The following is a 14747-nucleotide window of genomic DNA, read 5'->3' on the forward strand; positions in this document are numbered from 1 at the left end:
GAAGCATATACCATTCCTCGTTTCTGAAATTCATCCATTCCAATCACTTAAAATTAGATCTAATTGCTTCTTCAGCAAGGCGCAGATTACGGAGTTATGCTCAAAAATAGTGATAGCTTGCTTGTTGATAACATCCTGTACCCATGTTAAGTTGTACATATCCATCCTTGGTTTCAATGTGCAGTTGAGGTAGGTCATTGTCCAGTTCGTGAGAGTCTTAATCTGACGAAAAATGAAGAGGTCGACGGGACAAGCCGCAAAAGCTGATCTGAGGTCAAGGAGCTGCGACTCGTTCCTGAACTTCGAACAGGAGATGAGACGGGATGAAAACAAATGAAAAAGAGTTGCGGGCTATTAGTCTGACATTAGAAGCGGGCGAACACATCCGATCATATATGGGGTGTACGTATGATTTGCAACAGAGCTCCCAGAAGATATCGCTTCATGGAATGCTGGCAGTGACGTCCGAACGAATCATCTTTTATTCCTGCACTATGGGTACTCCTTGGGTCAAGTTCATCAATTATCACCATATTTCACTGGCTAAGCTAGATAAGGATTTGTCGGATCCTAGGGGGAACATCACGCTGATTAATCAGGGTGTGAACGAGGTGTTCACCCACCTGCCGAGTGGAGATTGTATAGAGGGCTTTGTAGCTGTACTAGAGCAAGAAGCAGGTATCTCTTGTGAGCAATAATGATTATGGAAAACAAATAACTAAAACCTCCAACTTCGTAATGTGCCAAGAAGGCTCCTTACAGAATTTGGAGGTTTTTTTGTCTTTTAATTAGAGAGATATGGATCGAGCGTTAACTCAACAGGGTTATAACCAATAAATTATATAATACCAGCGGCAGAATGACATTGTTGTAGGCATAGGAGCGATCAGGGGTTGTGGTGCCTGAGAAGGGGGAGTGATATTCCTGAGGGACTCTCAGATATAAGTGATCCGCATCGATGTGCACAATCGTTCCTTCATATACTTGATGATCCATCGTTTGTACCCTAACTGTGTGATTCATGTAGGGGCTTAATTGATAATGCAAATGATCGCGGATATTTTTGAGTTCCGCCTGTAATTCTGGTCTAGCTTGATATAAAGTTTGCGGACTGACGGTGTTGTACGGCATTCGCCTCTAACCTCCATACCATGTAATGATGCATCGTATGCAGGAGTCCATGTCTTTGTGCTCTACCTATAGAGGGTTGCTTTTACAAAAAGAAAAAACATTAACATTTTACTCCAGCCGACTTGACGTTCCCTTTACATCGAAACGATACACTTACTGAGGTTGGTTTGAAAAGAAAGGGGCGCTCCGTTTTGGGTGAGCTTAACAAATCTATGGGACTGGGGACGAGGAGTCAGCAACAGACTTCGTCTAAAGCCCGCATACGCACGGGTTCGCTAAAAATTCAAAGACTGCGCGAAAACGCGCTGGCGTATACCTTTTTGGCTCCATCGCTTATTTTGTTTGCTGTATTTATGTTTTATCCGATGATCAAGTCCGTTTATCTCAGCTTGCATTCTACAGATCCCGCAGGAAACGTTGCGGCTTATGTGGGGTTAGATAATTTCACTACACTTTTCAGCTCGGGACTGTTTCTGCAAGGGATTAAGGTGACACTCCTATTTGCACTGCTAACAGTACCAGTAGGTATTTTATTGGCGCTGGTACTGGCTGCACTTACACACAGTAAATTACGGGGAATGCGTATCTTCCAGTTTGCCTTTTCGCTGCCGATGGTGTTGTCGGTCGGTTCATCTGCGGTCATTTGGAAATTTCTTTTTCATCCGACACTGGGGATGTTCAACTATGTGCTTTCCCTGCTACATATCAATCCGGTTCCATGGCTGACCAGCCCGGATTGGGCACTGTTCTCAGTAGCCATGATGACCATCTGGATGAATCTAGGCTTCAATTACATTATCTTATCAAGCGGACTTCAAGGGATTCCAGATGACATGTATGAAAGTGCCAAAATGGACGGAGCTGGCCCGCTCGTCACGTTCTGGCGTATCTCCATGCCACTGTTATCACCTACAATCTTTTTTGTGACTGTAGTTTCCATCATTGGAGCCTTCCAGTCTTTTGCTCAAATTAACATTTTGACCAAAGGTGGCCCGGTGAACAGTACGAATGTATTCGTGTATTCCATCTATCAGGAAGCTTTCGTTAATTTCCGGTTCGGAACGGGGAGCGCGCAGGCGATTGTCTTGTTTGCTGTCATTCTGCTGCTCACGATGATTCAGTTCAAATGGGTGGAAAGAAAGGTGCATTACCAATGAAAAGACACCTGAATTCAACATTGCTGTATGTGCTGCTTACGATTGCAGCTGCTCTCATTTTGTATCCGGTTATATATACGTTTTTTATGGCAGTCATGTCGCCGGAGGAAGCAAGCGCTTATCCACCAAGCTTTCTTCCACATTCTTTTCATATGGCGAATTTCACTGAAGTGTTTGAAATTGTTCCGATTGCAGCCTTTATTGGAAATACATTTCTCATTTCGGGTCTGACCATGATTGGGCAGCTGATTACAGCCAGTTTGGCGGCCTACGCCTTTGCCAAAATGGAATTCAAGGGGAAAAACTTCATTTTCAGCATGTTTGTAGCGACGATGATGATCCCTTGGGAAGTGACCATTATTCCGAACTACCTGACGGTACGAAGCTGGAACTGGCTTGATACATATCAAGGATTGACTGTTCCTTTTCTGGCGACGGCATTCGGAACATTCCTGTTAAGGCAATTTTTTCTCCAGCTTCCCAAGGAACTGTTTGAGGCGGCTCGTATGGATGGGTGCGGGCATATCCGTTACTTTCTGTTCCATGTGCTTCCGTTATCGCGCCCTGCGCTCGGAACACTGGCTGTGTATTCGTTCCTGAATATGTACAATTCGTACCTCTGGCCTTTACTGATCACCAATAGTGAGAATATGCGCACGGTACAGATCGGAATATCCATGCTCGAATTTCAGGAATCGACTTCATGGAATCTGGTATTTGCGGGTACGGCCCTTGTCATTTTACCGTCTCTGCTTCTGCTGATCTTTGGACTAAAACAGTTGGTTCGTGGAATGGCAGCGGGTGCGCTTAAAGGCTGAGCACATATGTCAAATGAAAAGCAACACCTGCGCAAGCAGCCCATATACAGAGCTTCAACACACAAGAATACCGCAAGAGAATGCCAATTCAAGAATCATTTAATCAAAGGGAGAGAAAAAAGATTATGAGATTTTTTCGTCTGAAAAGTGCATTGACCCTGCTTATTCTGACTGCCATGGTGGTTGCAGCAGGTTGTAGCAATAATACTGCTGCAGAGAAGCCGAGTAATGGTAGTGATGGGGCAGCAGCGGCTTCTCCAGTGAAGCTGACTTGGTGGCATTCGATGTCGGGTAACGGTGAAAAAGCAATCAAGCAGATCGCTGCTGACTTTAACGCCAGTCATAAGGACATTCAGGTAGAGCCAGTATATCAAGGCAAATATGATGATAGCTTGAACAAGTTGAAAGCGTCGCTTGGTTCCAACAGCGGACCGGACATCATTCAGGTATACGAAATCGGCAGTAAATTTATGATCGACTCCAAAATGATCACACCCGTACAACAATTTATTGATGCAGATAAGTTTGATCTGTCGCAGCTAGAGCCGAATATTACACGATACTACACGATTGATGGTAAATTGAACGCCATGCCGTTCAATACGTCAAACCCGATTTTATATTACAACAAGGACGCATTCAAAGCCGCAGGACTTGATCCAGCTAATCCTCCGAAAACGTATGATGAGTTCGAAAAGGCTGCAAAAGCCTTGAGCAAGGATGGTAAATCCGGTGCTTCCATTGCCATCTACGGCTGGTTCATGGAGCAACTGTTTGCCAATCAGAACGCGGATTATGTGAATAATGGCAATGGTCGTGATCAAGCGGCAACGGAATCCATGCTGAATTCGGATGCCGGTGTAAAAACGCTGACGTGGTGGAAGAAAATGATCGATGAAAAGGTTGTTTCCAATCTGGGACGTAACTCGGACGATACGGCAAAGGCTTTTTCCGCAGGACAAATTGCGATGACGCTGGATTCCACCGCTTCGCTGCGTAATATTGTGGAGCAGGTTGGCGATAAATTTGAAGTAGGCACAGGATTCCTACCAAGAGCCAATGAAGCTAAAGAAGGCGGCGTGGTTGTAGGCGGCGCGAGTTTGTACATTATGAACAACAAGCCTGAAGCCCAGCAGAAGGCAGCATGGGAGTTCATTAAATTCGTCGCTTCCCCAGCTGTACAGGCACAATGGAGTGTAAATACCGGGTACTTCCCGATCACGAAAGCAGCCTATGAAGAGAAGGTACTCAAAGACAATATGGTAATATATCCGCAATTCCAGACGGCGGTTGACCAATTGCACGCATCGGCACAATCCACCGCTACACAGGGCGCAGTGATGGGTGTATTCCCAGAAGCACGTCAAATCGTAGAAGGTGCAATTGAGGCCGTTCTGAGTGGTCAGCAACAGCCAAAACAGGCATTGGATCAAGCTGCACAAGAAATTACAGGCAAAATTGCTCAATACAATCAAACCGTAAAAAAATAGTCAGCCTTCCCTTAAAATCGGTTGATAATCTGTAGAATGGCCCCCTTATCATCCGATTTTATGACATAACGGATCGAATGAGTGACCCCCTCACTTATTCGATCCGTTTTTGCATTTTCATTTTTAGAATGAGCGTTTAGACGGAATGTCTAAAATGAATTATTTTCATTTTTCCTATTGCTGGATAACTAAAAATGGGCTTATAATGAATACATAATTTTTGTACTGGACGGTCAGTTCAAAAAAAGGAGGAAGCATGAAACAGCAGACAAAGGAAATTATTTTTAACGGCGCACTCAAAGCTTTTTCTGAACGAGGATTTAATGAAACAAATATGGAGGAAATCGCCAAGGTATGCGGCATAGCCAAGGGCACCCTGTATTACAATTTTAAAAACAAGCAAGAATTGTACATTTACATTTTGAAGATGGGGATGGAGCGTTTTGTCCGGGATATCCATGAAGCAATGGCTCATACTCCTAAAGATCAGGTGGAGCTTAGGATTCGTAAGCTGATCCAAGTACATATTGAGTTTATTGTGAGAGAGCCGGACTTTTGCCGTCTATTGGTCAGTAAGGGCTGGGTTTCGCAAGAGCAGCATTTTAATATTAGGCAGGTGCTGGCTGATTATTTTGATTTTATGGAGGCAGAGATCGATTCCGGTAAGTTATATGGGAAAATTTCAAGTAAGCTGGATGCCAAAACAACAGCCAATTGCTTATTTGGGATTTATATTTTTGCTCCAATGCGGTCTATGGTTTGGGGCGAAACGATGAATCTGCAAGAGGTTCGTGAAAGTATTGAAGTATTTGTGTGTAATGCATTGGGCATGCAACATTAATAGACAGATGGAGTGATGAGAACATGAAAGCTAAAAAATATACGATTTACGTCGTACTTATTATTTTAATCGCGGTTGGAATATATGCCTTGACTGCTTTTCCACGGGGTGGAAGCAGCTTGTCTGCGGATCAGTCTTCTTCCATTCCTACGGCTTATGTGGAGTCGGATACCCTCAATGCCAGCTTTAAAATGGCAGGACGGATTGACCAGATGCTCGTCAAAGAAGGCGATCAGGTTAAAAAGGGGCAGGTGTTGGCCCATCTGGAAAGTCGCGAGTTGGAAGATAAGGTGAAGCAGGCACAGGCGGCGTTGCTGGCAGCTAAGAGTAATGTCTCCAAAGCAAAAGCCGGTGTGTTGCAGGCTCAAGCAGGCGTAGGTCAGGCACAGGCTACTGTGAGCGCCGCTCAGGCCAAGAAGAGCCAAGGTACGACATCGGTCAGTGTGACCGCAGAGGCTTCCTCCAGTCAGATTGAACAGGCCAAAGCGGCTGCGAACGCCGCCAAGGCAAAACTGGATGCCCTCAAGAGCGGGGCAAGACCGCAGGAGCTTGAGCAATTGCAAGTATCTGTGAAGATAGCCAAGGAAACGCTGGACCTGACCGTTAAAAATTTGGAGCGTGCCAAAAAGCTTCAAGAAGCCGGAGCAGCAACCCAGGCATCTTTGGATCAAGCGACATTGGAACATCAACAGGCAGTGGCCAAATATAATGCAGAGTCACAAAAATTGGATATGGCACGGGAGGGAAGCCGCAAGGAGGAAATTACGGCGGCTGAAGCTCAATACCGTCAAGCCTTGGCTGCGGTGAAGGAAGCACAGGCAGGGGCGGGCAAAGTTGCTGTACAACAGGAAGATGTCAAAGCTGCTCAGGCTTCGGTAGAGCAAGCGCAATCCGCTGTGAAGGCGGCGCAATCCACAGTTGAGCAGGCTCAATCTGCGGTTGCAGGTGCCAATGCACAGGTAGCCCAAGCGGAAGCTGCGCTTCAAGAGGCTCAGACCTATTTGAGCTACACTACGCTATATGCGTCAGAAGATGGAATCATAAAATCCAAGTCGCTTAGCTTAGGTGAAATGGCTAGCGCAGGATTCCCGGTCTATACCATTGAAACTTCGACACAACGTTGGGCTAAATTCTATGTACCTGAAACGTCTCTGAACGGTCTTCAAGCAGGGGATACAGTCCAAATTAAATTGCTGTCTGGCGGTAAGCAACTTAAGGGGAAAGTCATTCTGTTAGAATCGGCTGCAGACTTTGCCATTCAAAAACCGAGCCAAAGCTCCGGTGACAAGGATGTCCGTTCCTTCGGTGTTAAAGTAGCATTGCCAGACCTTGCTGCTTCGGTTCCAACAGGCTCCACGGTTCTGTTTACAGGCAAAGGGGCGCAGTAATATGCAGGATTCACAGGAAAGACTTCGTATCCGCGATGTGTTTCGCGAGGAATGGCTGAGCATCTTCCGGGACCGCCGCTTTATGGCTATTCTGCTGATTACGCCGATTGTATATACGATACTGTTCGGCTTTCTGTATTCACATCAGAGGATTACCGAGATGCCTGTCACGGTGTACGACGGGGATAATTCGCAGCTTAGTCGCCAAATCATTCAGGCGTTTGATTCGACCGACTCATTTGCCGTTACACAGCAAGCGACCAATCAGGAAGATGTTGTCCGTCAGGTAGAGACCGGGGAAGCTAAGGTCGGAATCGTCATTCCCGACAACTTTACCACTCGACTTAAGCATGGTGAAAATCCACCCGTGCTAACGCTGATTGACGGCAGTAATATGATGTATTCCAACAGCGCCAGTCGGATTGCGAATCAGGTTATTAGTAGCGTGAGTGCCGGAGTATCAGTCAATTCCATGAAACAAAAGGGAATGAACGCCGATCAGGCCGCCTCGACGCTGACAACCATCCCGTTCCGATCCAGAGTGCTATTTAACCCGGTATATGATTATAAACTTTTCATGCCACTAGGGGTTATTTCTGCGGCTCTCCAGCAGTGTTTGCTGCTTGGTATTGCATTGTCTTGCACGCGTGATAAGGAAGCAGGGACGTGGGGGAGATTTGGCGCATGGAGAAATACCCCTTGGCGTTTGGCTATTGCCAAATTGGCACCGTATTATGCAGCGGGAGCTTTCAATGTGCTGACTGTATTCAGTATCAGCGCTTTATGCTTCGATATTCCGTTTAGGGGACAGGTACTGCCGTTAATTTTGGTGTCGCTGGTCTTTAACTTTGCCTTGTGCGGATTAGGCTTCCTGTTCAGTCTCTTTTCCAAGACTAGAGTGGATGCGACCCAAACTCTGATGCTGATTGCTGTTCCTTCCTTTATGCTGTCAGGCTATACGTGGCCATTGGAAGCAATGCCCGGCTTCTTGCGGGGGCTTGCTGAAATATTGCCACTGACGTATTACTTGGATGCTGTACGGAACATCACGCTCAAAGGACTGGATATCACATACATCTTCAAAGATATGATCGCCCTGGGCGTCATTGGTTGTGTGAGTCTGCTGGTGTCCTTCGCGATCTATCCGTTATTCTTTAGACAGCACCAGACGACAGGGCAGCATGCCGATGTGCCTGCTCAAGAAGGATTCACGCTAAAAGGCTGAGGGCAACTTTAAATATGGATATCATAAAAAGGCAGATCAGGAGTAAACCCTGATCTGCCTTTTGCTTATTCGTATGGTTTAAAAGCGGAAGAAATATTATTGCGGCGCCTTAAGATCCTCGATAGAATCAATCGGCACATAGGATGGAACGACAAGCCCGGACATAACGCCGGTCATGTTGGTTCCGATGTCATCCACCTTATCCTTGTATTGAGCCCAATAATCAGCATGCGTCAATGGAAGCCAAGCGGCAGCAGTGGCATCTACACTTCCGCCGGCCACGCCAGTCCACATTGGGCCGATTTCCACTTGCAGGGCTGTTACTTTATAGCCCAATTTTTGTTCCAATACATATTTCAATACGTTCGTACTGGCAATTTCAGAATCCCAAGCAGCGTAGCTCAGCTTCAAAGGATCACCGTTGACGGGCTGTAGGCCCTTGATCCATTCCTGTACCTTGTCAGGATGTTTATCAGCCCAGTTCTTGGCAGCCTGCTGTGGGACAGTACCGTCCTGAATCGCGATCATTACTTCACCCATATCTTCAGCAGTCCACTTAAATCGGCTTAGAAATTCATAAGCCACAGGAGCATCCTGCTTCAAGCCTTTGCGGGCGATGGTATGAATATCTTCCTTATCACCGTACGCTTTTTTAGGATCTTTCAAGTATTTCAAATCATATTTGTTAAACATCCAGTGAGGAGTCCAACCTGTTACGACGATAGGCTGCTTGGCTTTGATAGCTTTATCCAGTGTAGCGGTCATAGCAGCTCCAGAGCTTTCAAGCAGCTTCCAGTCGGATAAGCCATAGTCATTCATAGCTTTAGCGGTCAGCTTCATTAGTCCGGCGCCAGGGTCGGTACCGACAATGCGGTAACCGACCTCTTTGCCAAAGTCCCCAGTTGTGGCGGAAGCCGGAGCCGCTTCGGCTCCGTTATCCTGCAAATCAGTAATCGATTTAACATCCATGTAAGCTGGAACGACCAATCCGGTTTTAACACCGCTCATATTAGCCCCAAGATCGTCGAGCTTATCCTTGTATTTAGCCCAGTAATCCGCATGTGTTAACGGCAACCATGCAGCGGGTGAAGCATCTACATCACCACTAGCGACACCCGTCCACATAGGACCTGCTTCCACTTGCAGTGCGGTTACTTTATAACCTAGTTTGTTTTCCAAAATATACTTCAGCAAATTCGTGCTGGCAATTTCAGAATCCCAAGCCACATAACTTAGCTTGAAGGTGTCACCATTGACAGGTTGCAGTCCTTGAGTCCATTCCTGAACCTTGTCAGTATGTTTCTCCGCCCAATCCTTGGCAGCTTGCTCAGGACTGGTTCCGGCTTGAATGGCGACCATCATTTCACCCATATCTTCTGGTGTCCATTTGAAACGTTTCAGAAACTCATAAGCGATAGGAGCATCCTGTTGCAATCCTTTACGGGCAATCGTATGAATACCCTCGGCTTCACCATAAGACTTCTTAGGGTCTTCCAAATATTTGAGATCATACTTGTTGAACATCCAATGAGGAGTCCAACCTGTAATAATGATCGGTTTTTTCGCTTTAATGGCTTTGTCCAGTGTGGCTGTCATGGCTGCTCCGGAACCTTCAACGAGCTTCCAATCAGACAAATTGTAGTCTTGAATTGCTTTGGCAGTCGATTTCATAATGCCTGCCCCGGCATCAATACCGATAATTTTGTAACCGACTTCTTCGCCAACCGGGTTGGCAGCAGCGTTACCTTTGCCAGATGCGGAATGATCTGTACCGACAAAATATTGGGATGCACCAGCGATCAAAATGACAGCTGTAACTGCAGAAGTAATCCATACTTTTTGCTTGCTAGATACGCGGCCTTTGCCTTTTTGCGTAGGTTTAAACAGGTTTTGCGTAAAACGGTCAAGCACAATAGCCAGAACGACAACAGCTAAGCCGGCTTCAAAACCTTTACCGATTTGCAGCTGTGTCACAGCACGGTACACAACAGCACCGATGCCTTCTGCACCGATCATGGAAGCAATGACAACCATGGACAGTGACAGCATAATCGTCTGGTTAATACCAGCCATTAAGGTAGGCAATGCCAGTGGAAGCTGAACTTTGAACAGCTTTTGCGCAGATGTTGAACCGAAAGCGTCTGAGGCTTCGATCAGCTCACCTGATACTTGCATAATCCCCAAATTGGTCATGCGAATGGTTGGGGGGATAGCAAAGATAACAGATGCGATAACACCCGGCACAACACCCAAGCTGAAAAAGGTAACCGCTGGGAGCAAGTACACGAATGCAGGCATCGTCTGCATAAAATCAAGTAAAGGCGTGATAATGCGTGATGCGGATTTACTGTATGCACACCAGATCCCGATGGGAATCCCGATCACAATGGATACGAGCGCAGACGTGATGACCAGTCCGAGCGTATTCATTGTTTCACTCCAATAGCCGAGATTATCAATCAGCAGGAAGCCGATGACAGTAAACAGCGTAAGCTGAACCCGCCCGATCATAAAGGCGATAATCCCGATGATCACGATGAACACCAGAGGGTGCGGAAGCATGAACAGGCCTGAGAAAAAGCCTACTACAGCTTCTATAATGGAAGAAATAACATTAAACAATCCAGCCAGATGAATACCCATCCAGTCGACAATGGCTTGAATCCACTCAGCGATTGGCAGTTTCGGTATCATGGGCATTCACCTCCTTCGTAGTGGTAACATCTCCACCAAGTGCGCCGAGCAATGCTCCACGGACGATAACGCCCAACAGCTTTTGCTTGTCATCGACCACAGCCAGCGGTACCTTGGACGAGCTTGTAATTTCAAACAAATCATTAATGACAGTCTCAGCAGCAACCTGCGGTCCGTCAGTGATCAAAATATCTTCAATCTTCAAATTATTGCGCAGTGCATGAACAGCATCCTCGGCGTTAATAACACCCAGTAGCTTTTTAGTGCGGTCAATGACGAACAAATTGGAAATCCCACGCTCACGCATCAATTCCAGAGCCACACGCGGACCACGATCCATGGTGATGGTTTCTGGACGAAGCATGACATGAGCAGCCGTCAATACCTTGGACAGATCCACATCCTCGACGAAGCGGGCTACGTAAGAGTTAGCCGGTTGGATCATAATTTCTTCCGGTGTACCGATTTGTACGACCGCACCGTCTCGCATCAATGCAATCCGGTCACCAATCCGCAACGCTTCATCCAGATCATGGGTGATAAACACAATTGTTTTCTTCATTTTATCTTGAAGCTCCAACAGCTCATCCTGCATGTCACGGCGAATGAGCGGGTCCAATGCACTGAACGCTTCATCCATCAGGAGCACTTCAGGGTCATTAGCCAGCGCCCGTGCCAGACCGACACGCTGCTGCATACCGCCACTCAATTCATCGGGCATTTTATCGCCCCAGTTTTTAAGACCAACCAATTCCAGCGCTTGTTGCGCCTTTTCCTGACGCTGTGCTTTTTCTACCTTTTGAATTTCAAGACCATATTCTACATTCTCTAATACAGTCCGATGTGGGAACAGGGCGAATTTTTGAAAAACCATGCTGATGGTTTTACGACGAACTTCGCGAAGTTGTTCTTTGTTCATCTTACGGAGATCTTTGCCGTGGACCAGAATTTCACCGGAGGTAGGCTCAATCAAGCGATTTAGCATTCGCACCAAAGTGGACTTGCCACTGCCCGAGAGTCCCATAATTACGAAAATTTCACCTTGCTTAATTTCCATGTTGGCCTTATTGACACCAACAGTAATCTGTTTTTCTTTGGCCAACTTTTCCTTGCCCCAGCCTTGCTCCAGGAGCGGAACACCTTGCTCTGCGTGAGGACCAAAGAGTTTGCTGACATTTTTGACTTCCAAAATCGTCATACATACACCTCTTCTTTCTATACTTTGCTTGGTATTAACCCCATGTTGCATTAAGGATTGAGTATAAAAATCATAATTCTGAACATCCTGAACGGTTAATGACAAAATTAATTGTAACAGAAGCATTGCTTACATTTCAAACAAAAAAACTGTTCATAAAGTACGTACAGAAAAAACTGTACAAAGTTTCCTTTGATATGCTCCTTCGTTCTATAGAATGCTCAAACATTCGGAACTTTACAACCGATAGTGCTTTTTTTAAAATAGACAATGAAATATAACCATAAGAAAAAGATTTATGTATATCCATAATTTTAAAAGTTTACTATCATTAGCAATTTTGCGAATTATGATTTTGAACGACCCATGCTGTTGTAATATGGACAGAAGCTTTGCTTTTGAAACATTTCATTTATTGTTGAAAGATTTCATATATTGCGTCAAAGCTAATCTTTTACGGGTAAATCGTTCATACTAGGTTGTGCAAAATGCTCTAAAATTAGGAGGTTGCAAGCATGAGCTTGTACCAGTTAGGTGATGAGCAGCAGGCTTCGCTGCAAAAAATTCGCAAACGTGTCATAGAAGCTATAGGTAAAAACATGGACCTGTATGGGATCACTTTGTCTGCGGGGCATTTATACGGTTTGCTTTTTTTTGCGGATAAACCGATGACGCTGGACGAGATGGGCCGTGAAATGGAAATGAGCAAAACGAGTATGAGTACAGGAGTTCGAACATTATTGGACCTGAAAATGGTAAATAAGGTATGGAGCAAGGGCTCACGCAAGGACTTGTATGAAGTCGAATATGACTGGCATCAAACATTTACTGACTTCTTTGCTATTAAATGGAGAAAAGCGGTAGAAACAAATTTACTGGTGCTGCGCAAAGCCATTGATGAGCTGGATAGATTGATGAATCAGGGTGAAGAGTACGAGGAATTTAAGTCGATTCTTCAGCAAGATCGTTTGAAAATGAAGCAGGCCGTCGCTTATTACAAGTGGCTAGACCGATTAATTGACTCTATGGAAAGCGAAGAAATTTACAAGCTGATTCCAAAAGAAGAAGTTGGGGATTAATCGCTATTTCCCTATCTTGTTTATAAAAATGCCGGAGGCGCAAAAGTGCTTCCGGTATTTTTTGGTTTGGTCCTGTGCAAAGGGTATAATAGAGATATGTAAAGATTGATATTAATCCGTTGTGTTGAATATATGAGATAAAGGAGGCTTCATGATGGAGAGTATTACGGTACATACTCGTCTAGGTCAATTACGTGGGGAAACGGGGAATGGATATCATGTATGGAAAGGTATCCCATATGCACAGCCTCCTGTTGGAAAACTACGTTTTCACGCACCCCAGCCTTTGGAGCCTTGGGAGGGTGTGCGGACTGCGACGAGTTTTGGGCCAATCTGTCCGCAACCTATGCCATCCGCTGAAAGTATGACTGGAAATCTGGTGGAACCGCCTAAGCAGTCAGAGGATTGCTTATACCTGAACGTTTGGACACCTGCTTTGAAGGCACCTGAGAAGGGACGCCCGGTGATGGTGTGGATTCATGGCGGTGCCTTTGTCACGGGGTCCGGGATTATACCTTTATATGACGGGGAACGCATGGCGAAAAATGGCGATGTTGTGGTTGTTACGATCAATTATCGATTGGGGCCGTTAGGATTTTTGCATCTGACTCCAAAGGGAGATGGCCTGACCTCTAATGCGGGACTGCTGGATCAGATCGCTGCGCTGGAATGGGTTAGGGATCACATCTCTGCCTTTGGCGGTAACCCGGACGAAGTAACGGTGTTCGGTGAATCGGCAGGGGCGATGAGTATTGCCGCTTTATTGGCGATGCCAGCAGCTGAGGGACTGTTCCAGCGTGCGATTTTGCAGAGTGGGGCGTCGCAGGTATTGTCAACTTCAGAGGCCGAACAAGTGACGGCTGTGTATCTGCAGCAGCTGGGTGTGAACACTCAGCATCCAGAACGGTTGTTTACGCTACCGACAGATGCGCTGATGCTAGCTATGGCGAAGACGCATGAAGTCATCGGACCTGGGATGGCGATGATCTATCAACCTGTCGTGGACGGTGTGACCTTACCAGATGTACCGCTGTCTGCAATCGCGCAAGGTTCAGCAAAGCAGGTATCCGTTTTGATTGGAACGAACTTGCATGAGGGGGCCTATTTCATCCGAAAAGAATCCCATCTAATGAACAAGTCAACAGCGAGTCAGGCTTTGGAAATGATGACGGGCATGTCAGACATCGGCGACCTGATAGAACCATTTCCGGTTACGATTGAGGGACAGGCGCAAATGTTGACTGATCTATTTTTTTGGCGTCCTGCGTTGGCTCTTGCTGTTGCGCAGTCGGCGCATACGCCTGTATGGATGTATCGTTTTGATTGGACATTGCCGGGGCATCCTACCTTTGGACAAGCGGTTCACGGTGCAGAAATTGCGTTTGTTTTCGATAATCTGGAGCTGCTAGGTAAGCTTGGATTAGAGATTCAACCGTCGATGCAGAAGCTGGCTCAAGATATGCAGCAGGCATGGGTTGCTTTTGCGCGTGATGGAAAGCCAGTGCTGTCTGAGGGGGCTTGGGCGATGTACGACAGGGAAGAGCGGACTACAGCTATTTTCCATCAGGATATTAAAGTAGAGCACGACCCCGAAGGAGATAGACGCCGTCAGTTAACCGGTCAGATGACCATATAAGTAAACAAGAGAGAGCGCATCCCAAGAACTCAAATGTAAAAAGCCTTCGCCCGCTTTGTATACGGACGAAGGCTTTTGTTAGTCAGGATT

General features: G+C 46.1%; 12 protein-coding genes. 9 read left to right on the plus strand and 3 right to left on the minus strand.

The genetic code is table 11. The features are described 5' to 3' along the window. Positions 1 to 323: 323 nt before the first annotated feature. Positions 324 to 698, plus strand: a complete 375-nt coding sequence (locus tag KAI37_RS06115) for a PH domain-containing protein (RefSeq protein ID WP_220030917.1) — start codon at positions 324 to 326, stop codon at positions 696 to 698. 112 nt (positions 699 to 810) lie between these two features. Here KAI37_RS06115 and KAI37_RS06120 read toward each other — a convergent pair whose 3' ends face one another. Beyond that, the gene (locus tag KAI37_RS06120) at positions 811 to 1131 is read right to left on the minus strand and encodes a hypothetical protein (RefSeq protein WP_071639921.1); all 321 of its coding nucleotides are present in this window, start codon (positions 1129 to 1131) and stop codon (positions 811 to 813) included. A gap of 191 nt (positions 1132 to 1322) precedes the next feature. Here KAI37_RS06120 and KAI37_RS06125 point away from each other — a divergent pair, with 191 nt between their 5' ends. From KAI37_RS06125 to KAI37_RS06150, 6 genes are all read left to right on the plus strand, one after another. Beyond that, positions 1323 to 2288, plus strand: coding sequence for a carbohydrate ABC transporter permease (locus KAI37_RS06125; RefSeq protein ID WP_023987573.1), 966 nt, complete (start codon positions 1323 to 1325; stop codon positions 2286 to 2288). Then, positions 2285 to 3106: a carbohydrate ABC transporter permease gene (locus tag KAI37_RS06130; protein ID WP_025721535.1), complete on the plus strand. Its 822-nt coding sequence runs from the start codon at positions 2285 to 2287 to the stop codon at positions 3104 to 3106. The genes KAI37_RS06125 and KAI37_RS06130 overlap by 4 nt, the downstream gene beginning before the upstream one ends. A gap of 125 nt (positions 3107 to 3231) precedes the next feature. Then, the gene (locus KAI37_RS06135; protein WP_220030918.1) at positions 3232 to 4596 is read left to right on the plus strand and encodes an ABC transporter substrate-binding protein; all 1365 of its coding nucleotides are present in this window, start codon (positions 3232 to 3234) and stop codon (positions 4594 to 4596) included. Positions 4597 to 4852: 256 nt separating this feature from the next. Further along, positions 4853 to 5437, plus strand: coding sequence for a TetR/AcrR family transcriptional regulator (locus KAI37_RS06140; protein WP_071639923.1), 585 nt, complete (start codon positions 4853 to 4855; stop codon positions 5435 to 5437). Positions 5438 to 5460: 23 nt separating this feature from the next. Beyond that, entirely contained in the window at positions 5461 to 6825 is a 1365-nt protein-coding gene (locus KAI37_RS06145) for an HlyD family secretion protein (RefSeq protein WP_076292433.1), read from the plus strand. Between the two features lies 1 nt (position 6826). After that, complete coding sequence (locus KAI37_RS06150) at positions 6827 to 8050, plus strand: ABC transporter permease (protein ID WP_220030919.1); 1224 nt, start codon at positions 6827 to 6829, stop codon at positions 8048 to 8050. A gap of 96 nt (positions 8051 to 8146) precedes the next feature. Here KAI37_RS06150 and KAI37_RS06155 read toward each other — a convergent pair whose 3' ends face one another. Beyond that, positions 8147 to 10744, minus strand: a complete 2598-nt coding sequence (locus KAI37_RS06155; RefSeq protein WP_258383052.1) for a glycine betaine ABC transporter substrate-binding protein — start codon at positions 10742 to 10744, stop codon at positions 8147 to 8149. Further along, entirely contained in the window at positions 10719 to 11942 is a 1224-nt protein-coding gene (locus KAI37_RS06160) for a quaternary amine ABC transporter ATP-binding protein (RefSeq protein ID WP_029516322.1), read from the minus strand. The genes KAI37_RS06155 and KAI37_RS06160 overlap by 26 nt, the downstream gene beginning before the upstream one ends. A gap of 515 nt (positions 11943 to 12457) precedes the next feature. Between KAI37_RS06160 and KAI37_RS06165 the strand changes: the two genes are divergently transcribed. Together KAI37_RS06165 and KAI37_RS06170 are read left to right on the plus strand one after the other, a co-directional pair. Continuing rightward, entirely contained in the window at positions 12458 to 13021 is a 564-nt protein-coding gene (locus tag KAI37_RS06165; protein ID WP_071639926.1) for a GbsR/MarR family transcriptional regulator, read from the plus strand. Between the two features lie 154 nt (positions 13022 to 13175). Next, positions 13176 to 14657 carry a carboxylesterase/lipase family protein gene (locus KAI37_RS06170; RefSeq protein WP_220031446.1) on the plus strand — a complete coding sequence of 494 codons (1482 nt, stop codon included), beginning with the start codon at positions 13176 to 13178 and terminating at the stop codon, positions 14655 to 14657. Positions 14658 to 14747: the final 90 nt, after the last annotated feature.

Source organism: Paenibacillus sp. S25, from assembly GCF_019454085.1.
Classification (GTDB): domain Bacteria; phylum Bacillota; class Bacilli; order Paenibacillales; family Paenibacillaceae; genus Paenibacillus; species Paenibacillus polymyxa_B.